Below are 24890 nucleotides of genomic sequence, written 5' to 3' on the forward strand. Positions count from 1 at the left end.
TCAGTCCTCCAGCAGGGCGTCGGCCACCGCCCGCACCCGCGCCCGCTCCGCGGGGTCGGGGGCGAAGACGCCGGCGGCGTCGGCGAACCACACGCCGTCGGCAAGCAGCCGCACGGCCAGCAGCCGGCTCCGGCGCTCGACGGGCAGGTCCACGGGCAGGTCCACCCACGGTGCCACCCGCGCGACCCAGCGCTCCTTGAGTGTCGCGCGCAGCCGCTGGTCCGTGAGCATCACCAGGTCCGTCTCGTCGACCTCGCCCGAGAGGCACCAGTCCAGGTAGGCGCGCAGCCGCTCGTCGGCCGGCACCTGCTCCGGCGGGGCGGAGAGGCGGCGGGACATCTGCGCGTCCCAGCCGTCCATCACCCGGTCCACCAGGGCGAGCATCAGCGCTTCCTTGGTGGGGAAGTGGTACATCACTCCCGGCTTGGTCAGGCCCACCTGCCGTGCGGCCGACGCGAGAGAGATCGTGCCGCCGCTCCGGATCAGCTGGAGGGCGCCGTCGAGAATCCGCTCACGGGAGGAAGTGCTCATGAAAAAGTACTTTACCAACCGGAAGGAAGGTGTCACGATGTTGCGCACGGCCGATGTGATGTTCAGCACCACACCGGCCCGCTACAGGACGACGACGTCCCGCCCCGCCCGGTCCGCACAGGTCCGGTCACCGGGTGCACCCGCCCTGGACCACTCTCCACAGGAGGATCCGTCCCATGACCACTGCCGTGCACGACAGCACGTCGACGACCGACGCCCCCGCCGGCGCGCAACGTTCCCAACCGACCGTGAACTGGGTCGTCTTCGCCGGCTCGGGCGTCAGCATCATCCTGTTCTCGCTGTGGGCGATCCTCGCCCCGGACCAGGCCTCCACGGTGATCAGCGCCGTGGTCGGCTGGATCGCCACCAACATGGGCTGGTTCTACGTGCTGACCGCCACCGTGGTGACGGTCTTCGTGCTCATGGTCGCGTTCTCCCGCGAGGGCACGATCAAGATGGGCCCGGACCACTCCAAGCCCCAGTACAACCTCTTCACCTGGACCGCGATGCTCTTCGCGGCGGGCATCGGCATCGACCTGCTGTTCTTCTCCGTGGCCGAGCCGGTCACCCAGTACTACGGCCCGCCCACCGGGGACGGCGAGTCGGCCGAGGCCACCCGCATGGCCGTGGTGTGGACGCTGTTCCACTACGGCGTCACCGGCTGGGCGATGTACGCGCTGATGGGCATGGCCTTCGGCTACTTCGCCTACCGCTGGAACATGCCGCTGAGCATCCGCTCGGCCCTCTACCCGCTGATCGGCAAGCGCGTGCAGGGGCGCACGGGGGACGCTGTGGACATCGCCGCGCTGCTGGGCACGATCTTCGGGGTGGCCACCTCCCTGGGCATCGGCATCGTGCAGCTCAACTACGGCCTGTTCCTGCTGTTCGGGATCGAGGAGGGCACCGCCGCGCAGATCGGGCTCATCGTCGTGGCCGTCGTGATGGCCACCGCCTCGTGCGTCTCCGGCGTGGACAAGGGCATCCGCCGGCTCTCCGAGCTCAACGTCCTCATGGCCGTGGCGCTCATCGTCTGGGTGCTCGTGGCCGGCCGGACCTCGTTCCTGCTCGACGCCACGGTGCAGAACCTCGGCGACTACGTGGCCGCACTGCCCGGGATGACCCTCGACACGTTCGCCTACACCGGGGCGGCGGAGTGGATGGCGGGGTGGACCCTGTTCTTCTGGGCCTGGTGGATCGCCTGGGCACCGTTCGTCGGACTGTTCCTGGCGCGGATCTCCCGCGGCCGCACCCTGCGCGAGTTCGTGATCGCGACCCTGACCGTGCCGTTCCTGTTCATCCTCATCCTGGTCTCGGTCTTCGGCAACAGCGCCCTGGCGATCGTCACCGGCGGCGACGACGCCTTCGGCGAGGCCGCCATGAACACCCCCGAACGGGCGTTCTACTCGCTGCTCGAGCAATACCCGGGCGCGCCGCTGCTGATCGCGCTCGCGACGGTCACCGGGCTGCTGTTCTACGTCACCAGCGCCGACTCGGGCGCGCTCGTGATGTCGACCTTCACCTCCACCATCCAGGACCCCACCCAGGACGGCGCCAAGTGGCTGCGCGTCTTCTGGGCCGCCGCCACCGGCCTGCTCACCCTGGCGATGCTGCTGGTGGGCGGGGTGCCGACCCTGCAGGCCGCCACGCTGATCATCGGTCTGCCCTTCTCGCTCGTGATGTACCTGATCATGATCGGGTTCTGGAAGGCACTGCGTGCCGAGCGCTCCCAGCGCGAGGGGCGCAGCTCCACCCGCCGCTCCGCGGCCGCCTCCCGCATCCCCGGCCCGGACAGCCACTGGCGCCGGCGGCTCTCCCGGACCGGCTCGTTCCCCGGCCCGAAGGCGGTGCTCCGCTACGAGGAGCAGGTGCTGGCCCCGGCGCTGGCGGAGGTCGTCGAGGAGTTCCGGGCGCAGGGCCTCGACGCCGAGCTCACCAGCTCGGTGGTCGGCTACCAGGGGCTGTCCGAGCACACGCTGAGCGTGCACATGGGCAAGGACCGGAGCTTCTGCTACCAGATCTATCCCGTGGCCACCCCGGTGCCCGCGTTCGGCGGGCACCGCACCAACCCGGACTCCGACCTCTACTACCGCCTCGAGGTCTTCAGCGAGACCGGCTCCCAGGGCACCGACGTCATGGACTGGGCCCACGAGCAGGTCATCAACGACGTCCTCGACAGCTGGGAGGCGCACCTGGCCTTCCTGAGCATCCACACCGGCCCGTCCAGGATCCAGGACGGCGCCGAGGGCCACCCCGACTGGTCCACCGACATCCACGACGTGCCGACGGGGCAGATCCCCGCGGTGAAGGAGGAACACCCGTGACCGAGACCCTGTTCATCGACGGACGCTGGGAAGCCGCCGCCCAGGGCGGCACCCGCACCATCGTCTGCCCGGCCGACGGCACCGAGGTCGGCGTGGTCGCCGAGGCCACGGCCGAGGACACAGGGCGCGCGATCGCCGCGGCCCGTCGCGCCTTCGACGACGGCCGCTGGTCGTCGGTGCCCGCCCCGGAGCGCGGTGACCTGCTGCTGCGGGTCGCCGCCCGGCTGCGCGAGCGCAAGGACGAGTTCGCCCGCGCCGAGTCCCTGGACACCGGCAAGCGCCTGGTGGAGTCCGAGATCGACATGGACGACATCGCCGCGTGCTTCACGTGGTTCGGCAAGAACGCCGCCGAGCAGGCCGGCCGCGTCGTCGACGCCGGGAACCCCGCCGTGGTCTCCACGGTCGTCACCGAGCCGGTGGGCGTGTGCGGGATGATCACGCCCTGGAACTACCCGCTGCTGCAGGCCGCCTGGAAGATCGCCCCGGCGCTGGCCGCCGGCTGCACCTTCGTGCTCAAGCCCGCCGAGCTCACCCCGCACACGGCGATCCTGATGATGCAGGTCCTCCAGGAGGTCGGCCTGCCCGACGGCGTGGCCAACCTCGTGCTCGGCGCGGGCGCCGAGGCCGGCGCGCCGCTGTCCTCCTCCCCGGACGTGGACCTGGTCTCCTTCACCGGCGGTGTGCTGACCGGCCGGCGGATCGCCGCCGCCGCCGCGCCGACCGTCAAGAAGATCGCCCTGGAGCTGGGCGGGAAGAACCCCAACGTGGTCTTCGCCGACGCCGACTTCGACGCCGCCGTGGACAACGCCCTCAACGGAGCGTTCGTGCACTCCGGGCAGGTCTGCTCGGCCGGGGCCCGCCTGGTGGTCGAGGAGTCGATCGCCGAGCGCTTCGTCGACGAGCTCGTCCGGCGCGCCGAGCGGATCCGCCTCGGCGGGCCCTTCGACGACGAGGCCGAGACCGGCGCGATCATCTCGGCCGCCCAGCGCGAGAAGGTCCACGCCTACGTGGAGCGCGCCCGTGAGCAGGGTGCCCGGATCCGCACCGGTGGCGCCTACTCGACCGGCCGCTCCGCCGACGGGACGCTGGACCTCGAGCAGGGCTTCTTCTACCCGCCCACCGTCATCGACCGCTGCACCCGGGAGATGGACTGCGTGCACGACGAGGCCTTCGGCCCCACCGTCACGGTCGAGACGTTCCGCACCGAGGACGAGGCCGTCGAGATCGGCAACGACACGATCTACGGCCTCGCAGGGGCGGTGTGGACCTCCGACGCCGGCCGCGCCCAGCGGGTGGCTGCCCGCCTGCGCCACGGCACGATCTGGATCAACGACTACCACCCGTACCTGCCGCAGGCGGAGTGGGGCGGCATGAAGCAGTCCGGCATCGGCCGCGAGCTCGGCCCCACCGGCCTGGGCGAGTACCAGGAGCTCAAGCACGTCTACCAGAACACCGCCCCCGCCGTGACCGGCTGGTTCGCCCAGCCCTGAACTGCGCCCACCGGCGTCGTCGTCGTTCCCCGGTCCGCGGGGACGACGACGCCGGGGGCCCGCCGACCCTGGTTCCACGATCACTGCAAGGAGAGACCATGACCGTCCCCAGCACCACCCGCGCACCCAGCACCCCGCAGGAGTTCGACTACCTCGTGGTCGGCGGCGGCTCGGCCGGCGCCGTCGTCGCCGCCCGCCTGTCCGAGGACCCGTCCGTGACGGTCGGGCTGATCGAGGCCGGACCGCACGACCGGGGCATCGACGAGGTGCTGACCCTCAGCCGGTGGATGGAGCTGCTGGAGTCCGGCTACGACTGGGACTACCCGCTCGAGGAGCAGGAGAACGGCAACTCCTTCATGCGCATGGCCCGCGCCAAGGTGCTGGGCGGCTGCTCGTCCCACAACTCGTGCATCGCGTTCTGGGCCCCGGCCGAGGACATCGACGAGTGGGAGGAGAAGCACGGCGCCGAGGGCTGGAACGCCGAGACCGCCTTCCGGCTCTACCAGAAGCTCGAGACCAACGACGACGAGGGCGCCCACCACGGCCACGACGGGCCCGTGCACCTGATGCAGGTCCCGGACGACGACCCGTGCGGCGTCGCCGTCCTCGAGGCCTGCGAGCAGGCCGGGATCCCGCGCACTCCGTTCAACACCGGCAAGACCGTGGTCAACGGCGCGAACTTCTTCCAGATCAACCGCCGGGCCGACGGCACCCGGGCCTCGTCGTCGGTGTCCTATCTGCACCCGGCCGCCGACCGGGTCAACCTCACCGTCCTGCACTCCACCCAGGCCACGCGCGTGGTGGTCGAGGACGGCCGGGCCACAGGCGTGGAGGTCGTGGACAACGCCTTCGGCACTCCCCGCACCGTGCGCGCCCGCCGCGAGGTGGTCGTCTCCGCCGGGGCGATCGACACCCCGAAGCTGCTGATGCTCTCCGGCATCGGACCCGCCGAGCACCTGCGCGAGGTCGGCGTGGACGTGCTCGTGGACGCCCCCGGCGTCGGCGCGCACCTGCAGGACCACCCCGAGGGCGTGATCCAGTGGGAGGCCAAGAAACCCATGGTCACCGAGTCCACCCAGTGGTGGGAGGCCGGGATCTTCACCCAGGTCGACCCGGACACCGACCGGCCGGACCTGATGATGCACTACGGCTCGGTCAACTTCGACATGCACACCTACCGACAGGGCTACCCGACCTCGGACAACGCCTTCTGCCTGACCCCCAACGTGACCCACGCCCGGTCCCGCGGCACGGTGCGGCTGCGCTCCCGGGACTTCCGCGACAAGCCCCGGGTCGACCCCCGCTACTTCACCGATCCCGAGGGCTACGACCTGCGCATCATGACCGCCGGGATCCGCAAGGCCCGCGAGATCGTGGCGCAGTCGCCGCTGGCCGAGTGGGCCGGGGAGGAGCTGTTCCCGGGGAAGGACGTGCAGACCGACGAGCAGATCGCCGACTACGTCCGGCGCACCCACAACACCGTCTACCACCCGGCCGGGTCCTGCCGGATGGGCCCGGCCGACGACGCGATGTCCCCCCTCGACCCGCAGCTGCGGGTCAAGGGCGTGCGCGGGCTGCGCGTGGCCGACGCCTCGGTGATGCCGGAGCTGACCACGGTGAACCCCAACATCACCGTCTACATGATCGGGGAGCGCGCGGCGGAGCTGATCGCCGCGGACGCCGGCGCGGAGCTGGTCGCAGCGAACGCCGACGCCTGATCGTCCGCCCGCGCAGCAGGACGGCGACGGGCCCCGGGTCGCACAGCGACCCGGGGCCCGTCCGTCCTCGGCGGACGCTCAGCTCATCAGCTTGTCGACCAGCGCCTGGGCGAACTCCGGGGAGACGTCCCCGTAGTTGAGCGAGAAGTCCTCGTCCACCTTGGCGGGAAGCAGTCCCGAGCACAGCACGGCGGCGCGGGCGTAGAGACCGGCCAGCTCCGCCCCGATGGGCACGGACAGCAGCTCCAGCTCGGGGTCGTAGGAGACGATCGGCACCCCGGACTGCCGGGCCGCGAAGTGCTTGCCGATCCCCGAGGCCACGAACCGCGCGTGGCCGGACTCGACGTCGGCCGGGGTGCGGAACGCGTACCGCGTCCGGTGGTGGTGGTTGATCCGGTACAGCCCGGGCCGGTTCCGGTCCTCGGTGGGCTCCCAGGTGGCGTCCTCGGGCACGAAGCGCTCGGCGACCCCGTTGTACTGCATCTCCGCGCGCCGCAGCTGCTGCTCGACCTCCGACAGCGGCGGCAGGGTCTCCAGCATCGCGGGCCCGGCGTCGAAGACGACGTCGCACAGTCCCACCGGCAGCGCCTCCTGCAGCGTCCCGAGGTCCACGTCCTGCAGCAGGGTGGTCCCGTGGTCCTCCGGGGAGAGCACCACCACGGACGCCTCCTGCGCCGCGGCCGCCTCCGCGACCACGGACTCCTTCTCCGGCGTCCAGCCGCCCGTGAGCAGCACGGAGCCGTCCACGAGCTGGGTGAGGGAGGGCCCGCAGACCTGCCAGCGCCGCACGGTCCAGTGCTCGTCGCGGACCACCTCGAGGAAGCCGAGGGCCTGCAGGTGGCCCACGAACCACTCCTCGAACCGCTCGGAGTCCTCGAGCTGACGGGCCACGATGGACAGGCTCGAGCGCTTGCCGCCGCCCAGGAACGTGAGGGCGTCCCGGAACGGCGCCCAGGACGTCGGGTACTCCCCCTCGTCCGGGCCGATGAAGCGCAGCGCCTCCACGGACCCGGTGGAGGTGAGCGCGGAGGGCTTGGTGAGCCGGCCCGGATAGCGCTTCTGCAGCCCGCACTGGGCGCACTGCCCGAAGATCCACGGCGCCTTCGCCTTGGGCTCCATGGCCGGCAGCACGATGCGGTGCCGGCCGGTGGCCAGGCAGGAGCGCCCCTCCGGCTCGGGCAGCGCGTTGGTGCGCTCGAGCAGCAGCTGCCCCTCGGAGGAGTGCCACCCGGGGGCGCCGGGGACCTCGTGGTCCCCGGCCGCCTCCCGCGCGGGCAGGTTGTCGAACGCGCCCTGCACGTAGCGCTCGGGCAGCTCCGCCACGATGCCCGCCGTGACGGGCCACAGGGGCTCCTCCTCGAGGTGCACCATCTCGCCCTCGTAGCCGAGGGAGCGCTGGGTCAGGTGGAAGGACGAGTCCCGGAGCTTGAACTCGCGGCGCTGCCGGACCGTGCGGCCCGCCTTGAGGACCAGGGTGTAGTCGTTGGGCTTGAGGGTCCGGTCCGCCCGCGCCATCGGCGTGCCGTGCAGCGAGATCTGGAACGGCGGGACGCGCCCCTCCACGAGCTTGGCCTTCTCCAGCTTGAAGGAGTGGGGGTTGCGCCACTCGCACTCCACGGTCAGGGGCGCGTCCGTGTCCGAGGTGATCGTCACCTGCGGGGGGCGCAGCGCGGACCAGCGCACCACGTCGCCGGGGATCCGCAGACCGCCCGAGAGGGTCACGGCGGGCACCAGGCGGGGCACCAGGCCGGAGAAGTTGTCGTTGGCGGTGAGCTCCGGGTTGCCCGCGCGGAGCACCTGCACGTCGTCGAACATCACCCAGCCCTCGGCGAGGCCGTGGGAGCCGGCCTCGACGAAGCGGTAGTCCGGGGAGGCGGAGTCGTCGAGGATCCGCTTGATCTGGGCGATCCACTCGGGCTCGTCCCGGACCATGATCCGGCACGGCCAGGCCGCGGGGATGTGGTCCACGGAGATGAAGGTGTCCGAGAAGCCGTCCTTCGCGAAGATGACGACGGGGCGCGGGCTGCGCTCGAAGCGCACGTCCCCGGCGCTGAGCCGCAGGGTCCCGCCCAGCAGCGATCCCGGGTCCATCCGCGCGGTGTAGGCGGAGACCCCCAGGAAGGCGTCCCCGATGAAGGACAGGAACACGGTGCGGGGCCCCGCCGTGGTCTCGAGCTCCACCTCCCGGCCGGAGAGGAAGCGCTTGGGCACCACGAAACCGAGCTCGAACACGGGGTTGCCCACGTAGTCGGTGCTGTCCGTGAGGGACAGCGAGCACGACTTGACGGCGCTGCGGCCCGGCCCCCGGCCGTTCGCCCGGACCTCGGCGCGGGCCTGCTCGCGGGACTGCTCCCAGACCGCGAGCTCCGCCAGGGCGATCTCGAGACCGGGCTCGCGGGTGAGGGGGTTCGCCCAGACCTGCTTCATGGCCTTGGACGCCTTGGTCTCGGCCATGTCGAGCCAGAAGTCGAGGTAGACCCCGAGCTCGGCGGCGGAGAGGCCCTGGGCGGTGGTCATCCCCAGGTCCTCGAACATGCGGTGCAGCTGGCGGCGCTCGGCCTCGCCGAACATCGTCTGCGACAGCGCGAGCCCGACCGGCCGCTGGTTCACCGCGTACGCCGTGGGCAGGCCGATCTCGCCGTTGCGCAGCTCGAGCCAGTAGCGCAGCGCGTCCCAGTACGCCTCGGTGTCCTTCTTGAAGGAGGACTCGAGGGCCTTGGCGTTCTCCGGCCCGGCCTGCAGGAGCACGGTCAGGGGCAGGAAGAACGCGGACACGGACTTGTTGCCCGTCCGCGCGGCGAGGGTGGACATGTGCCGTCCGGCGAGGGCGAACAGTGCGAGCAGGGCGACGACGGGCGGCGGCGGGATCTCCGCGATGGAGTCCAGGCTGCGGCGGGTGGCGCGGTACCACAGTCCGTTGAGCCGGTTGAACACGTCGAACACCGAGCGCCGCCCGTCGCCGGTCACGAGCAGCGGGGTCACCGAGTCGGCGAGCGCCCGCAGGGTCGAGGGCCCGTCGAGTCCGCGGTCCTCGCCGATCGCGGCGAGCGTCTTGTCGTCGAGGTCGAGGTAGATCAGCTCCCCCGCCCGCTCCGGACCGAAGAACGCCGTGCAGACGGCGTCGTTCCAGCGGAGGTAGGCGAGCTCCTCGGCGCTGTCGGCAATGGCATGGTCTCCGAGGCGGAGCCCAGCAGTGTCGGGCACGAGTCCTCCGTCCGCGGCCGCACGTGGGGCCGCTGTCGTCGTTCGAGGGGTCGCCTCGATTATAGAGAGCCCGCGGGACCGCTCCGCACGCGCGGCGCCCGTCGCCCCGGCCCGATACGGTGGGACGATGCACTCCCCTCCCGGTCCCCTCGTGGACTCCCGGCGGCTCGTCGCCGCCTCCGGGCCCGCCGTCTTCCGCCGCGGCCAGGAGTACTTCCGCACCGGTCGCGTGCGCGCCGTGCGGTGGTCCCCGCGTGCGGAGGGGGCCGGCAGCCTCTCCGCCGAGGTCGAGGGCTCCGGGTCGGTGTACTCCGTCTCCGTGCACGTCGGGGCCGGCGGCGCGCCGGGGCCCGCGTGGTGCAGCTGCCCGGCCGGGGGGTTCTGCAAGCACGCCGTCGCCACGGTGCTGCGCCACAACTTCGAGACCGCGGTCCGGGCCCACCAGCAGGGCGGGACCGCGGCGCCGTCGTCCCCGGCCGGCGGCACCGCGCTCCCGGAGGGTTCCGCGTCCGTGCTGGGCCCCACGTCCACGGTGGGCCCCGGGTCCGCGATGGGCCCCGCGTCCGCGCGACGGGGCGGGGCACCCGACTGGAAGGACGCCCTGACCGAGATCCTGGGCGGGCCGGGCCCCGCGGAACCGCCCGCCGAGGAGCCCGAGGGGGTGGCCCTGGAGTTCGACCTGCGCCGGGAGCCGTACCGGTACGTGCACGGCACGGGCCGCGCGGGCTCGCCGTGGCACCTCTACGTCCGCCCGGTGCGCCGGGGCCGGCGGGGCGGGTGGATCAAGGGCGGGCTGGACTGGGAGAGCGTCACCGCCGACGCCGGCCGGTGGTCGCTGAGCCCCGCGCAGGTCGACTGGTTCGACGAGCTCCGGGCGCTGAGTGCCACCCGCTCCCCGTACGCGGTGCACGACCGGCACTGGATCCGGCTCGACTCCTACGCCTCCCCCCTGCTCTGGGGCATCCTCGCCCGGGCGGAGGCCGCCGGGATCACCCTGGTCGGCCGGGAGCACGGGCTGCCCGTGACGGTCGAGGAGCCGGGACGCTTCCACGTGGACGTGCTGCGCGGGCCCGGGAAGGACCTCGAGCTGCGGCCCACGGTGGACAGCGGCGGCCGCCGGATCGCCCTCGGCACCGCCCGGATCATCGGCGACCCCGGGCACGGGCTGTTCGCCCCGGACGGCGACCCGCAGGACGTCGCCGACACCGAGGACCTCAACGCCTTCCCGCTGCGCCTCGTGCCCCTGGCCACCCGGCTCACCCGCGAGCAGCGGCGGTTTCTGGACACCGCGGGCGGGCTGCGGATCCCCGAGGACGAGGTCGAGGAGTTCTTCGACCGGTACTTCCCGCGGCTGCACCGCAGCATGGACGTCGACACCGGGGACGGGTCCATCGAGCTGCCGCAGGTCGCCGACCCCGAGCTGGTGCTCACCCTGGAGCACCAGGAGCTCACGATCCGCGCCCGCTGGGAGTGGGAGTACCAGAAGGGCCACGACCGGATCCTGCTGCCCTTCCGCCCCGAGGACCCGCTCGCCGACGAGCCCGTGCACCGCGAGTCGTCCTGGGAGACCGCGGTCACCGCCGCGGTCCGGCACCGGGCGCCGGGCGTGGACTTCCGCCGCTCGAGCTACGTGGCGCAGGACGCCCTGGTGCTCGTGCGCGAGTGGCTGCCCGCCCTCGAGAAGGTGCCGGACCTGCGGATCGAGCACACCGGCGGGCGCCGGGCGTACCAGCAGATCGCCGACCCGCCCACCATCACCGTCAGCACCGCCGCCACGGAGCGCCGCGACTGGTTCGACCTGGGGGTGACGGTCAAGGTGGGCGAGTTCTACATCTCCTTCGCCGACGTCTTCCGCGCCCTCGACCTCGGCCAGGACGTGATGCTGGCCCCGGACGGGTCGTGGTTCTCCCTGGACCGCCCCGAGTTCGACCGGCTGCGGGAGCTCATCGCCGAGGCGCGCTCGCTGCAGGAGACCCCCGAGGGGCCGCTGCGCATCCACCGGCACCAGGCCGGGCTGTGGCAGGACTTCGAGGACGTCGCGACGGACACGGACCAGGCCGAGGCCTGGCGGGAGGGGGTGCGCTCGCTGCTCGAGCTCGAGGCCGTCGAGGCGCCGCCCGTCCCCGCGACCCTGCACGCCGAGCTGCGCCCGTACCAGCGCGACGGCTACTCGTGGCTGAGCGTGCTGTGGGACCACGGCCTGGGCGGGATCCTCGCCGACGACATGGGTCTGGGCAAGACCGTGCAGGCCATCGCCCTGATCTGCCGCGCCGTCGAGCGCGACCCGGACCTCCCGCCGTTCCTGGTGGTCGCCCCGACCTCCGTGGTGCCCAACTGGACGGCGGAGATCCGGCGCTTCGCCCCGTCCCTGCCGGTCGTGGGCGTGACCGACACCCAGGCCAAGGCCGGCACCGAGCTCGCGGACTCCGCCGCGGGTGCCCGCGTGGTGGTGACCTCCTACACCCTGCTGCGCCTGGACGAGCCCGCCTACCGGGCGCTGCCCTGGGCGGGGATCCTCCTCGACGAGGCGCAGTTCGTGAAGAACCCGCGGACCAAGGCGCACCGGGCCGCGAAGGACCTCGACGCCCCGTTCAAGCTGGCGATCACGGGCACCCCCCTCGAGAACAGCCTCGTGGAGCTGTGGGCGCTGCTGTCGCTGACCGCGCCCGGCCTCTTCCCGTCCCGGCGGAAGTTCACGGAGACCTACCAGCGCCCCATCGAGCGCGGGGAGGACGCCGCCGCCCTCGCCCGGCTGCGCCGCCGCGTCAAGCCCCTCATGCTCCGCCGCACCAAGGAGTCCGTGGACCTCGAGCTGCCCCCCAAGCTCGAGCAGACCATCGAGGTGGAGCTCTCCCCCGCCCACCGCCGCATCTACGACACGCGCCTGCAGCGCGAGCGGCAGAAGGTCCTGGGCCTGCTGCGCGACCTCGACCGCAACCGGTTCACGATCTTCCAGTCCCTGACCACCCTGCGCCTGCTCAGCCTCGACGCGTCCCTCGTGGACCCCACGGCGGACGTCTCCTCGAGCAAGCTCGACCTGCTCTTCGAGCACCTGCCCGAGATCGTGGCGGAGGGCCACCGGCCGCTGGTGTTCAGCCAGTTCACGAGCTTCCTCAAGAAGGCGGCGGCCCGCCTGGACGAGCTGCGGATCCCCTACGCCTACCTCGACGGCTCGACGACGGACCGGGCCCGGGTGCTCGAGCGGTTCACGTCCGGTGAGGTCCCTGTGTTCCTGGTGAGCCTCAAAGCCGGCGGATTCGGGCTCAACCTCACCCAGGCGGACTACTGCTTCCTCCTGGACCCGTGGTGGAACCCGGCCACCGAGGAGCAGGCCGTGGACCGGACCCACCGCATCGGCCAGCAGAAGAAGGTCATGGTCTACCGGCTCGTGGCGCGGGACACGATCGAGGAAAAGGTCATGGCGCTCAAGGAGCGCAAGGCCAGGCTGTTCACCGCTGTGCTGGACGACGACAGGATGTTCTCCAGCGCCCTCACCGCGGAGGACATCCGGGGCCTGCTCTCGCCCTGACCTGCGGCTTCGTGCACCAGCTGGTCCGGGACCCGTCATCAGAGGGTCACATTCCACCGCACGTGCAGGGACCGGCGAGCAGGGACTAGCATCGGAAGTGCGTGGTGTCGTGCGGCGGCGTGGTGTCGTACGACGGCGCGGCCCCCTCGGCCCGGGCACCTTCCCCGAGCCGTTCCGACCATCCGACCGGAGGACCCACCATGCCTCATGCCGTGGCGGGTCTCGCAGCGTTCGTGCAGCGCTATGGCTCGCTGATCCACGCGATGGCCGACCGCGGGATGACCCGCGGCCAGGTGCGGATGCGCTTCCAGCTGCTGTTCCCGGAGGAGTCCCCCGTCCTGCTGGACGCGGCCATCGCACACCTGGGGCAGCGATTCCCGCGGGACGCCGCCGCCCCGGACATCAACGACGGCGCGGTCGGCGCCGGCGTGTGGCTCGTCATGGCCCAGCACCTCGGCCTGGCCCCGGCCCCCGACTACGCGGCGCTGAACCTCAGCGCGCAGCTGGTCCGTGACGTGACCGGGCTGCTCGCGGCGTCCGACGCCGACGGTTCGATCACCCGGCGGGCCCTGGCTCTGATCGGGGCGGCCCAGCAGCACTGCGCCCAGAAGTCCTCCTGCCGCCCCCTCAGCGCGCACAGCTACGAGATCGCGCGGCTGGGACTGTGCACGGAGTCCGACTTCCTGTGCGTGCTCGCCCACCACTGGCCCGTGCCCCAGCGCATCGTCTCCCAGCGCCTGGGCGGCGGGCGGTGGGACCTGGCGCTCGGGCGGATCGGGCTGCAGGCCGGCGCCGAGCCCGCCCTCGAGCACGTCTTCACGGAGGAGGAGTACGCGACCGCCGTGACGGCGTTCCTCTCCCACTGCCGCAGCACCGGCCACCACCCGACCACGGCCCGCTACGGCCGGTGGGTCGTCGAGCAGGAGGCGGGCAGCACCCCCCGGCCCTACTTCGACGGCGTCCGCCGGTTCTTCGGCTCCTGGGAGGAGGCCATGCGCTTCGCCTCGGCCCGCCAGCCGGTCGGGGAGTCCCTGGGGGACGGCTTCGCCGACACGAGGACCTGGTCCGACCTGGCCACGCCGGAGGCACAGGAGATGCTGGGCCGCGCCGGCATCGGCGTGGTCCTGCCGGACGCGGTCACCCCGGTGGCCGGCGAGGAGGTGTGGGAGGACCTCCGCCGGCTCATCGCCACGGTGCTCGCGCGGCTGCCCTGGAACGACTTCCTCGTCGTGGAGTACGAGCGCGACGACGACCGGTCGGAGGCGCCCGTCGCGTGGGCCGGGGTCGGCCCGCACGGCGTGGAGTGCGCCGTGCTCTCGGGCGGGCAGCTCACGCACGCGGCCTGGCCCGTGGACGCCACCTTCTTCCACGAGGACGAGTGGAACGAGCCCACGGGCTCGGACCAGCCGTGGACCACCGCCCCGCTGGGCTTCCCGGAGGCGGCGCAGAAGCTCGTCGAGGGCCTGCGCTTCGGCTGGGGCTGCGCCGACCCGTACCGCTTCCACTGGGGCGTGGGTTCCTTCCCCGCGCAGACCCGGGACGAGGCCTCCGTCATCGCCCCCGACCGCCGGCAGTGGCGCTCTCCGGCGGCGCCGGACACCGTCGACTCCTGAGCCCCACCGGCCGACTCATACGCCGGACGCGGGGAATCATGCAGGACTGATATTTATCCCACGGAGGGCGGCGCCCTAGGCTGGCACGGTCCGCTGTTCCGTCACCGGGTGCTGTCATCCAGTTCCGGCAGCCCGTCCTGCCGTCCGGCTCTGTCATCCCACTCTGCCCTCCAGGAGCACCCCATGAGCCACCACGTCCCGAGCACCACCCGGCAGGCCGGGCAGCCGGGCCGCGGCCTCGGGCGGGACTGGTCGGCGTCGGCGACCCTCGCGGGATTCGTGGCCGTGGTCGTCTCCTACTCGGGGCCCGTGCTCGTGGTCCTCGAAGCCGCCCGGGCGGGTGGACTCGGCCCCGAGCTCACCTCCTCCTGGGTGTGGGCCGTCTCGGTCGGCTCCGGCATCACGTGCGTCCTCATGAGCCTGTGGACCCGCCAGCCCGTCATGGTGGCGTGGTCCATCCCGGGGGCGGCACTGCTCATCACCTCCCTCGGCAACCACCCCTTCTCCGACGCGGTGGGCGCCTATGTCGTCACCGGAGTCCTGGGCCTGCTCCTGGGCGTGACCGGTCTGATCGGCCGGATCCTGGCCGCGGTGCCCCAGCCCATCACCGCCGCCGTCCTGGCCGGCGTGCTGTTCCCCTTCTCCATCAAGGTGGCCGCGGCCGTCGTCGAGAACCCGTGGGTGGCGGGCGCCCTCGTCCTCGGCTACCTCCTGGGCCGGCGCTTCCTCCCCCGCTACGCCGTCTTCGCCGCACTGGGCCTGGGCGTGCTGACGGCTCTCGTCCGGGGGCGGATCGAGCCCGTGGCCCTGGACCTGTCCCTCACGCAGCCGGTGCTGACCGCGCCCACGTTCTCGTGGGAGGCGATCGCCGGGATCAGCATCCCGCTGCTGATCGTGACCGCGGCCGGGCAGAACGCCCCGGGACTGGCCATGATGCACACGGCCGGCTACGCCGTCCGGGACCGCCTGCTGCTCGGAGCCTCGGGCGTCGCGTCGGTCGCCTTCGCGCCCTTCGGCAGCCATGCCCTGAACCTCGCCGCCGTGACCGCGGGCATCGCGACCAGCCCCGAGTCCCACCCGCACATCGACCGGCGCTACGTGGCCGGCGTCTCGTGCGGCGTCTTCTACCTCCTCTTCGGCCTGTTCGCGGACACCATCGTCGCCGCGTTCTCGGCGATCCCCCCGGGCATGATCACGGCCCTCGCCGGCGTGGCCCTGCTCGGTGCGCTGCAGGGCTCCTTCTTCGACAGCATGCACCCCGGCCGGCACCAGCCGGCGGTCATCGAGGCGGCGCTCATCACCCTGGTGGTCACGGTCTCCGGGATCGCCCCCTACGGCATCGTCTCCCCGTTCTGGGGCATGCTCGCGGGCATCGCGGCGTACGCGATCCTGCGCCGCCCCGCGGCGGCCGGCTCCCGCTGAGCGCCCCGCACGGCTTCGGGGCACCGAATCCCGGGGCCGCCACCGCGGGTCTACACTCGTCGGGAAGCGAAGGGGAGTAGTTCCCGGGTGCCGTGCACCCGTCGGTCTGTCGCCATCCCGGTCTCGACGAGCAGTCCCGGCAGCCCACCCGGTCCCACGGGCGAACGAGACCTTCCGGACCGCACTGCACCCCCAGATCGGACCCCGCGCGCCCCGGGCCGCACCGGTTCCGAGGAAGGCCCCATGACACCCGCACCCGACTCCCACTCCCCCGCCCCCCGCGGAGACCCCGCCCGCCCGGCCCGGCCCGACCGCGGGCAGATCCGCCGCTGGCGCAAGTACCTCGCGGAGGAACGCGCCGAGGCGCGGATCTACCACCTCCTCGCCGCCCGCAGCACCGGCCGGGAGCAGGAGATCCTGCACCAGGTCGCCGAGGCCGAGCAGCGCCACGCCGAGCACTGGGTCCGGCTGCTCGGCCCCCACGCGGAGGCCGAGGCCCGGCCGTCCCTGTACTCCCGACTGCTGGTCTTCCTCGCCACGCACTTCGGCTCCGTCTTCGTCCTGGCCCTGATCCAGCGCGCCGAGAGCCGCTCTCCCTACGAGCGGGAGGAGGACGCGTCCGACGCCATGGCGGCCGACGAGGCGGTGCACGAGGAGATCATCCGCGCCCTCGCCACCGAGGGCCGGCACAAGCTCTCCGGCAACTTCCGGGCGGCGGTCTTCGGCGCCAACGACGGCCTCGTGTCCAACCTCGCACTGGTCATGGGCGTGGGCGCCACCGGCACCTCTCCCGGGATGGTGCTCTTCGCGGGGATCGCCGGACTGCTCGCGGGCGCGCTCTCCATGGGGGCCGGGGAGTTCGTCTCCGTGCGCTCGCAGCGCGAGCTGCTCGACGCCTCCCAGCCGACCCAGGTGACGCTGCAGGTGGCACCGAACCTGGACCTGGACGCCAACGAGCTCGTGCTGATCTACCGGGCCCGGGGCATGAGCGAGGAGGCCGCCGAGCACCGCGCCGCGGAGCGGCTGGGCTTCTTCGAGTGCGACTGCGACCCCTCACGGTCGTTCCGCGACACCGTCGAGGACGAGCCGGAGCCGCACTCCACCGTGGCCCTGGGCACGGACCTGGGGGCCGCGGCGTCCAGCTTCTGCTTCTTCGCCTCCGGGGCGATCATCCCGATCCTCCCGTACCTCGTGGGGCTCACGGGTGTCCCCGCGATGCTCGTCGCCCTCGTGCTGGTCGGGTTCGCCCTGCTGGTCACGGGAGGCCTGGTCGGCCTGCTCTCCGGGGCCTCCCCCTGGAAGCGCGGCCTGCGCCAGCTGGCCATCGGCTACGGCGCCGCCCTGGCCACCTGTCTCCTCGGCCTGCTGTTCAACACGAGCGTCGCCTGACCCGGCCGCCGGGCGTCACCGAGCCCAACGGATGCTGTCCTCACTTACGGGGACAGGGGGGGCGAGCGGCGGACCGGGTTGCCGAACGCCCGGCCACGAACGGGCCGGTCGGAGCCGGATTCTCCACTGTTCCAGCGGCCCGGGGCCCGGTGGGCCGGCCCACGACGGCCCACCCGGCGGGCGTGCGCGGCCCGTCCCGAGAATTCCCTGGGGAAACCGGGTGCGGACGCGGTGCCGCTTCGGATAAGGTTGCGATCGTGGTGAGAACCACAGCAATGGGGGAAATTGCACGGGTCGGACCGATTCGGACGCACTGGGGGGTGCACCGTCTGCGGCATCCGTGTTCTGAAAGCCGCTCAGCCCACGGCTCTCCTCTGTTGAGGCGTTCAACGCCTGCCGATGGCCGCGGGTCCTCCATGGGAGGCGCATCTCTCCCCGCGCCGGGCGGACTCCTACCGCCCGTTCCCGCGGCCATCGGTCTACACCGCACTCCCGGCCCGGCCGCCCTGCACGGCACGCCGCCCGGGTCTCTTGCGCGCTGGGGCTAGGATCGGAGGGCCGCGCCCGTCGTCGTCGAGACCGGACCGCGCGGCGCACCCGTCACCAGCGCCGAGGAGCCCGCCCATGCCCGCCCAGGGGACCGTCGAACACGTCCTGACCGTCCACTGCCCCGAGGCCCACGGGCTCGTGAGCGCCATCACGTCCAACCTGACGCAGCAGGGCTGCGACATCTTCGACGTGAAGCACTTCTCCGACCGTTTCACCGACGAGTTCTTCATCCGCTGCCACACCGTGAGCGAGGCCGGCACGGCCACCGTCGATTCCCTGACGGAGGGCTTCGCCCCGGTCGCGGAGCAGCACGACATGCGGTTCCGGCTGGTCTCCGTGCAGCGCCGGACCCGGGTGCTCGTCATGGTGTCCCGCTTCTCCCACTGCCTCACGGACCTGCTGCACCGCACCCGGATCGGTGAGCTGCCCATCGAGATCGTGGCCGTGGTCTCGAACCACCTGGACCACAAGAGCCTCGTGGAGTGGCACGAGGTCCCCTTCCACCACATCCCCGTCACGGCCGGGACCAAGCCGCAGGCCGAGGGCCGGCTGCTCGACCTCGTGGACCGCTACGACGTCGAGCTGGTCGTGCTGGCACGCTACATGCAGGTGCTCTCCGACGAGCTGACCCGCGAGCTGTCGGGGCGGTGCATCAACATCCACCACTCCTTCCTGCCCTCGTTCAAGGGCGCCAGGCCCTACCACCAGGCCTACGCCCGGGGCGTGAAGATGGTGGGGGCCACCGCCCACTACGTGACCGCGGACCTCGACGAGGGCCCGATCATCGCCCAGCGGGTCATGCCCGTGGACCACGCCCACACCCCGGCGGACCTCGTGGCGGTGGGCCGCGACGCCGAGATGCAGGCACTGTCCCGGGCGGTGAAGTGGCACGCCGAGGGCCGCGTGGTGCTCTCCGGCAACCGCACCATCGTCCTGGTCTGACCCGCCCCCCGCGCAGCGGGGAGCCCGGGCTCGCTCACGCTCGGGCCGTGCGGCGGACCGCGTGCGCCGAGTCGTCGGATGTCCCGAGCGGCTCCACCCGGACCGCAGCGCCCGTCTCGAGCGAGCGCTGCGCGGCGTCGGCCACCCAGGAGGCGGCCACGGCGTCACGGGCCGTGCAGGGACTCGGGATCTCCCCGCGCACCACCCGCACGAAGGCCGCCATCTCGCGGCGGTAGGCCTCGGCGAAGCGCTCGTGGAACGTGGTGTGCGGCGGTCCGGCCGGGAACCCGACCCCGGGCTCGGCCGAGCGCAGGGCCATGTGCTCGTCCATCCCCACGGCCACCGAACCCTTCGAGCCCTGCAGCTCGAGCCGCACGTCGTGGCCCGCGCCGTTGTAGCGGGTCGCGGCCACGGTGGCCACCGTGCCGTCGTCGAGGGTGAGCACGGCCAGCGCGGTGTCGACGTCGCCCACCTCGCCGATCCGAGGGTCCCCGCGGTTGGACCCGCGGGCGTACACCTCGACGACCTCGCGGCCGGTGATCCACCGGAGGACGTCGACGTCGTGCACGGAGCAGTCCCGGAACAGCCCGCCGGACGTCGCCAGGAACTCGACGGGCGGCGGGGTCATGTCACCGGTCACGGCGCGCACGGTGTGCAACCAGCCCAGCTCGCCGGCCGCGTAGAGCTCCCGGGCGCGGACGTAGCCGGGGTCGAAACGGCGCTGGTGACCGATCTGGACCACGCCCTGCGCTCGTTCGATCTCGTCGAGCAGGGGCAGCGCCTCCGCCACGGACAGCGCCACCGGCTTCTCGCAGAAGACCGGCAGCCCCGCCGCCAGGCCGACCTGGATCAGCTCCGGGTGCGTGGCCGTGCCGGTCGCGACGACGAGGCCGTCCACGCCGTCGTCGAGCAGCGCCCGGACCATGGGCATCGGCACCGCACCCGTCCGGCCGGCCACGGCGACCGCCTGCTCGGGCACGGCGTCCGTGAGGCTCAACCGCACCGCCGGCTCGCCCCCGGGATCACGCAGGGCGGCGAGGTGGGCGGCGTGCATGGCGCCGATGCGGCCGGCGCCGATCAGCCCGATCCGGACGGTCATGGCAGAGTTCCTCTCGACAGGGGGCTGTGCTGTGGGACCGGTCCCGCACCCCGAGCCGTCAGGGTGCGGGACCGGGGTCTGTTCAGGCGCGGGGGCGGGCTTGGGACTCGGCCATGTCGGCCTTCACCTGCTGCATCTGGGTGGTGTGCCCGCCGAGCTGCTCGAGCTCGTGGGTGAGTTCCTCCAGTTCCGCGCCACCGGCCATCTGGGCGGTGAGGTCTCCGAGCAGGATGTCCTTCTTCTCGTAGTAGCCGATGGACCGCCCGCGCTTGAGCAGCAGGAACCGGTCCCCCACCGGGTACGCGTGGTGCGGGTTGTGGGTGATGAACACCACCCCGAGGCCGCGTTCCTTGGCCTGGAGGATGTAGCGCAGCACCACCCCGGACTGCTTCACGCCCAGGGCCGCGGTGGGCTCGTCGAGGATCAGCACCTTCGCCCCGAAGTGCACCGCCCGGGCGATGGCCACGCACTGGCGCTCACCACCGGACAGCGTGCCGATGGGCTGGTCCACGTCGCGCAGGTCGATGCCCATGTCGGCCAGTTCCTGCTTGGTGATCTCCTTCATCCTCGCCACGTCCAGGCGCTTGAACGGCCCGAACCCGGTGGTGAGCTCGGAGCCGAGGAAGAAGTTGCGCCACACCGGCATCAGCGGGACCACGGCCAGGTCCTGGTACACGGTGGCGATCCCGGCGTCGAGGGCCTGCCGGGGGGAGGTGAAGGTGGTCTCCTGCCCGTTGACCCGCAGGGTCCCGTCGGTGTGCTGGTGCAGACCGGCGATGATCTTGATCAGGGTGGACTTGCCGGCCCCGTTGTCACCGAGCACGCAGGTGACCTTCCCGGCCTCGACGGTCATGGTGACCTCGCGCAGGGCGATGATGTTGCCGTAGCGCTTGCCGACGTCCTGGAGCTCGACGAGGGCGGTCGAGCCCGGTGCGCCGTTCGGGGCGGCGGGGCGGGGGCCGGGGGTGGGTTCGGTGGGCTGGTGCGTCGTCACGGCGGTCACCTATTTCCTCTCGACGCGCTTGCGCACGTACATGTTCACGATGGTGGCCAGCAGCAGCATCAGGCCGAGGAAGAACTTGAACCAGTCCGGGTTCCACTCCGCGTAGACGATCCCGCGCGAGGCGATGCCGAAGATCAGCGCGCCCAGGGCCCCGCCGATCGCGGAGCCGAAGCCGCCGGTGAGCAGGCACCCGCCGATCACCGCGCCGATGATGTAGAGGAACTCGTTGCCCACGCCCTCCCCGGACTGCACGGAGTCGAAGGCGAAGAGGTTGTGCATGCCCAGTAGCCACCCGCACAGGCCCACGCCCATGAACAAACCGATCTTGGTGCGCGCCACCGGCACGCCCACGGCGCGGGCGGCGTTCTCGTCCCCGCCCACGGCGAAGATCCAGTTGCCGATCTTCGTCTTGAGCAGGATGAACGTGGCGACGGCCACCAGGGCGATCCAGTAGAAGACGGTGATCCGCACGTTCACCCCGGCGATGTTGACCGAGGAGGCGAAGATCGCCTTGGCGGAGGCGAACCCGTCCATGGTGCTGATCGACGGGGAGGACACCGAGCCGCCGATCAGCCGGGTCAGGGCCAGGTTGAGCCCGGTGAGCATCAGGAAGGTCGACAGGGTCACGATGAAGGAGGGCAGCTTGGTGCGCATCAGCAGCCAGCCGTTGATCAGCCCGATCGCCAGGGAGGTCAGCAGGGCGATGCCCACCCCGACCCAGACGTTGACGGCGAAGAACCAGCTGAACATCGAGGCGGCCAGCGCGGAGGTGATCACGGCCACACCGGTGGAGAGGTCGAACTCCCCGCCGATCATCAGCAGGGACACCCCGACCACCATGATCCCGATGGTCGAGGCCCCGTAGAGCACGGTGGAGATGGACTGGGCCTGGGTGATCGAGGGGGCGGCGACGGCGAAGAACAGCGCCACCACGATCGCCCCGACCAGCGCCCCGATCTCGGGGCGGGCCAGGAAGGTGCCCAGCAGGCCCTTGGTCTGGATGCGCTCGTCGGCCGGGGCCGCGGCGGTGGGCGTGGAGGGGGCTCCGGAGGAGCCGCGGTCCGGCGCCGGTGCGGCGGCCGGTGTACGGGTGGAGGTCATGGTCTTCTGCTCCTGGTTCCCGGGCCCGCTCAGCGGACGCCTTCCTGGGCGTACTGGAGGACCTGCTCGGCATTGGACGAGTCCACGACGGCGGGACCGGTGAGCGTCGGCTGGCCGCCGCCGATCTTGAAGGCGCCCCGGTGGTTCTGCCACAGGGAGTCCACGGACAGGTACCCCTGCAACCACGGCTGCTGATCGATGGTGAACAGCACGTCGCCGTCGACGACGGCCTGGGCGAGGTCGCCGTTCATGTCGAAGGACGCCACGGTGACGTCGCTGCCGGCCGACTCCTTCGCCTCGAGCAGGGTCATGGTGATCGGAGCGCCGAGGCCGATGATCGCGTCCGCCTCTTGAGAGGCCTGCAGCTTGGCCGTGGCGGTGGAGGACACCTGGGTCATGTCGGTGCCCTGGACGTAGAGGATCTCCGTCTCCGGCAGCGCCTCCTTCACACCAGCACACCGGGCCTCCAGCCCCACGTGGCCCTGAGCCTGGATGACGCAGATCGGGTGCTGAATGCCCTCCTCCTTCAGCCGCTGACCGGCCGTCTCCCCGGCCAGCTGCTCGTTCGAGCCGAAGTGGGCGAAGGCGCCGAGCTCCTGGAATTCGTTCTCTCCCGCATTGAGGGAGACTACGGGGATCCCGGCCTCCTCGGCGTTGGCCAAGACATCGCGCATCGCGTCAGGCGTAGCCAGGGTTACGGCGATGCCGTCGACGTCCTGGTCGATGTACTGCTGCACGAGCTGGGCCTGGCGGCCTGCTTCGGCGTCGGAGGCGTAGAGCAGCTCGACGTTGTCTTTGGCGGCGGCCTCCTCTGCACCTGTCCGGATGGTGTCCCAAAACGTGTCCCCGGGAGGAGCGTGGGTGACCATCGCAATTTTCATCGACTCGGTCTGAGCCACCTGGCCACCCCCGCCCTCGCCCTCGGCCGCGGTCTCCCGGCCGCCCTCGGACGAGCAGCCGGCGAGCACCAGGGCCGGGGCGAGCAGTGCGGCGGCCGCCAGGAGGCGTCGGGGCGCCCTCGGCCGCGGGATCTCGGGGGAAACGCGTCGTGCAGTCATGGGAGTTCTCCTCGTGTCACTGCGGGGCCGCGCGCCTCCAGGCGCCGCCTCGGCCGTCCGCTTGGGGATCATCCTGGGTGACCCGGATCACAGATGTCAATAGAATGTATGGACATATTCACATCTCTGCGTTCACAATTGAGGAAGTCGGCGGTCCCGCCCGCTCGGATCCACCCCTTGGAGGTCCACCATGTCCGGCCCACTCCGTCTCACGGTCGACAAGACCTCCCCCGTGCCCCTCTACCACCAGGTGGCGCAGGGGCTCGAGGACGCGATCCGCAGCGGTGAGCTGCCCCCGGGAACCAAGCTGGACAACGAGATCGACCTCGCCAACCGGCTCAACCTGTCCCGCCCCACCATGCGCAAGGCCATGGACCAGCTCGTCCGTGCCGGCCTGCTGGTGCGCAAGCGCGGCGTGGGCACCCAGGTGGTGGGCAGCCAGGTCCGCCGCTCGCTGGAGCTGACCAGTCTGCACGAGGACCTCCAGCGCAGCGGAGGCAGTCCCAGCACGGACGTGCTGGACTTCGCACGGGTCCCCGCCGACGACGAGGTGGCGCTGCTGCTCGGCATCGCGCCGGGCGACGAGGTCTACCACCTCGTGCGCCTGCGGAGCACGGACGGCGAGCCGCTGGCCCTCATGGAGAACTGGATCCCCTGCTCGCTGTGCGAGCTCACGCGCGAGCAGCTCGAGCAGGAGGGGCTGTACTCCCTGATGCGCGGCCAGGGCGTCAACTTCCAGCTGGCCCACCAGCGGGTGGGCGCCGTCTCGTCGGATGCGTTCCAGGCGGAGCAGCTGGGCGTCGAGCCGGGTGCCGCGCTGGTCAGCATGCACCGCACCGCCATGGACGACCTCGGCCGGCAGGTGGAGACCGGCCGGCACGTGTACCGGGCCGACAAGTACACCTTCGAGCTGACCCTCGTCCAGCGCTGAGCGCCGGACCACCGCCGCGGCCCGAGACCACCGCACGACGACGACACCGGAAGGCACACCGACCCATGCACATCGACAGCTCCCGCCCCGAATGGGTCCACCCCAAGGACTCCGCCGCCCAGGACGGCTGGTTCGTCTCCCTGGGCGGCCACGACTCCGCCACCGAGGTCCCCGGCTGGGCCCACACGGGCCTGCGCGTGGCCGACCTCGCCCCGGGCGGACGGATCCACCTGGACGCCGCCGAGGAGGAGCGCATCGTGGTGCCCCTGGCGGGGAGCTTCACCGCCGAGACGAACGGTGAGAGCTACGACCTCGCCGGCCGCGCCTCCGTCTTCGCCGGCCCCACCGACGTCCTCTACACCGGGATCCGCCGGGACCTGACCGTGTCCACCGCGACCGGCGGCCGGGTCGCCGTGGCCTCGGCGCCGGCCCGCGCGGAGCACCCGACGCGGCTCGTGACCCGCGACGAGATCCCGGTGGAGCTGCGCGGGGCGGGCAGCTGCTCGCGGCAGGTGCACAACTTCGGGACGCCCGCCGCGCTCGAGGCCGACCGGTTCATCGTGTGCGAGGTGCTCACCCCCGCCGGCAACTGGTCCTCCTACCCCCCGCACAAGCACGACGAGGAGAAGGACGGGGAGACGGCGCTGGAGGAGATCTACTACTTCGAGACCCAGCTCGCCGAGGGCATGCCCGCCCCGGAGTCCGGCGGCACCGACCCCATGGGCTACCAGCGGGTCTACGCCTCGGACGACCGCCCCATCGACGTCAGCGCCGAGGTGCGCTCGGGCGACGTCGTCCTGGTGCCCTACGGCTGGCACGGACCCGCCATGGCGACCCCCGGCTACGACATGTACTACCTCAACGTCATGGCCGGCCCGGGCCGGGTGCGGGAGTGGCTGATCAGCGACGACCCCCACCACGGCTGGATCCGCCGGACCTGGGACGAGTCGGCCGTCGACCCCCGGCTGCCCTTCGGCCGCTGACCGGTTC

General features: G+C 72.0%; 16 protein-coding genes. 10 read left to right on the top strand and 6 right to left on the bottom strand.

What is annotated here, in order from left to right; all coding sequences use genetic code 11:
• Window positions 1–531: a TetR/AcrR family transcriptional regulator gene (locus tag ACFYE3_RS09345; RefSeq protein WP_387608331.1), complete on the bottom strand. Its 531-nt coding sequence runs from the start codon at window positions 529–531 to the stop codon at window positions 1–3.
• Window positions 532–707: 176 nt separating this feature from the next.
• On the opposite strand from ACFYE3_RS09345, the gene betT reads away from it, so the two are divergent.
• From betT to ACFYE3_RS09360, 3 genes are all read left to right on the top strand, one after another.
• Window positions 708–2852, top strand: coding sequence for a choline BCCT transporter BetT (betT, locus tag ACFYE3_RS09350; protein ID WP_387608333.1), 2145 nt, complete (start codon window positions 708–710; stop codon window positions 2850–2852).
• Window positions 2849–4342 (top strand): aldehyde dehydrogenase family protein, encoded by a 1494-nt coding sequence (locus ACFYE3_RS09355; RefSeq protein WP_387608334.1) that lies wholly within the window; start codon window positions 2849–2851, stop codon window positions 4340–4342. Before betT ends, ACFYE3_RS09355 begins: the two co-directional genes overlap by 4 nt.
• Window positions 4343–4440: 98 nt before the next feature.
• Window positions 4441–6060, top strand: a complete 1620-nt coding sequence (locus ACFYE3_RS09360; RefSeq protein WP_387608336.1) for a GMC family oxidoreductase — start codon at window positions 4441–4443, stop codon at window positions 6058–6060.
• A gap of 78 nt (window positions 6061–6138) precedes the next feature.
• Here the strand turns inward: ACFYE3_RS09360 and ACFYE3_RS09365 are convergent, their stop codons facing one another.
• Entirely contained in the window at window positions 6139–9264 is a 3126-nt protein-coding gene (locus ACFYE3_RS09365) for a hypothetical protein (RefSeq protein ID WP_387608338.1), read from the bottom strand.
• A gap of 127 nt (window positions 9265–9391) precedes the next feature.
• On the opposite strand from ACFYE3_RS09365, the gene ACFYE3_RS09370 reads away from it, so the two are divergent.
• The 5 genes from ACFYE3_RS09370 (at window position 9392) to purU (ending at window position 18708) form a co-directional block, all read left to right on the top strand.
• Window positions 9392–12793: a DEAD/DEAH box helicase gene (locus ACFYE3_RS09370; RefSeq protein ID WP_387608340.1), complete on the top strand. Its 3402-nt coding sequence runs from the start codon at window positions 9392–9394 to the stop codon at window positions 12791–12793.
• 200 nt (window positions 12794–12993) lie between these two features.
• Window positions 12994–14406, top strand: a complete 1413-nt coding sequence (locus ACFYE3_RS09375; protein ID WP_387608343.1) for a TY-Chap domain-containing protein — start codon at window positions 12994–12996, stop codon at window positions 14404–14406.
• Window positions 14407–14589: 183 nt separating this feature from the next.
• Window positions 14590–15828, top strand: a complete 1239-nt coding sequence (locus ACFYE3_RS09380; RefSeq protein WP_387608346.1) for a benzoate/H(+) symporter BenE family transporter — start codon at window positions 14590–14592, stop codon at window positions 15826–15828.
• A 243-nt stretch (window positions 15829–16071) separates the two neighbouring features.
• Complete coding sequence (locus ACFYE3_RS09385) at window positions 16072–17217, top strand: VIT1/CCC1 transporter family protein (protein WP_387608349.1); 1146 nt, start codon at window positions 16072–16074, stop codon at window positions 17215–17217.
• A 624-nt stretch (window positions 17218–17841) separates the two neighbouring features.
• The gene (purU, locus tag ACFYE3_RS09390) at window positions 17842–18708 is read left to right on the top strand and encodes a formyltetrahydrofolate deformylase (RefSeq protein WP_387608351.1); all 867 of its coding nucleotides are present in this window, start codon (window positions 17842–17844) and stop codon (window positions 18706–18708) included.
• Between the two features lie 34 nt (window positions 18709–18742).
• Here purU and ACFYE3_RS09395 read toward each other — a convergent pair whose 3' ends face one another.
• The 4 genes from ACFYE3_RS09395 to ACFYE3_RS09410 all read right to left on the bottom strand — a co-directional run bounded on the left by ACFYE3_RS09395 (window position 18743) and on the right by ACFYE3_RS09410 (window position 22969).
• Window positions 18743–19807, bottom strand: a complete 1065-nt coding sequence (locus tag ACFYE3_RS09395) for a Gfo/Idh/MocA family protein (protein ID WP_387608353.1) — start codon at window positions 19805–19807, stop codon at window positions 18743–18745.
• Between the two features lie 82 nt (window positions 19808–19889).
• Entirely contained in the window at window positions 19890–20810 is a 921-nt protein-coding gene (locus tag ACFYE3_RS09400) for an ATP-binding cassette domain-containing protein (RefSeq protein WP_387608355.1), read from the bottom strand.
• Window positions 20811–21911 carry an ABC transporter permease gene (locus ACFYE3_RS09405; RefSeq protein ID WP_387608358.1) on the bottom strand — a complete coding sequence of 367 codons (1101 nt, stop codon included), beginning with the start codon at window positions 21909–21911 and terminating at the stop codon, window positions 20811–20813.
• 29 nt (window positions 21912–21940) lie between these two features.
• A complete protein-coding gene (locus tag ACFYE3_RS09410) occupies window positions 21941–22969 on the bottom strand; it encodes a substrate-binding domain-containing protein (protein ID WP_387608360.1) in 1029 nt (342 codons plus the stop codon).
• Between the two features lie 190 nt (window positions 22970–23159).
• Here ACFYE3_RS09410 and ACFYE3_RS09415 point away from each other — a divergent pair, with 190 nt between their 5' ends.
• The gene (locus ACFYE3_RS09415; protein WP_387608362.1) at window positions 23160–23900 is read left to right on the top strand and encodes a GntR family transcriptional regulator; all 741 of its coding nucleotides are present in this window, start codon (window positions 23160–23162) and stop codon (window positions 23898–23900) included.
• 65 nt (window positions 23901–23965) lie between these two features.
• On the top strand, window positions 23966–24883 hold the full coding sequence (gene iolB, locus ACFYE3_RS09420; RefSeq protein ID WP_387608364.1) for a 5-deoxy-glucuronate isomerase: 918 nt from the start codon (window positions 23966–23968) through the stop codon (window positions 24881–24883).
• The last annotated feature ends 7 nt before the right edge of the window (window positions 24884–24890 follow it).

It is taken from the genome of Kocuria arenosa, assembly GCF_042879215.1.
GTDB lineage: Bacteria > Actinomycetota > Actinomycetes > Actinomycetales > Micrococcaceae > Kocuria > Kocuria arenosa.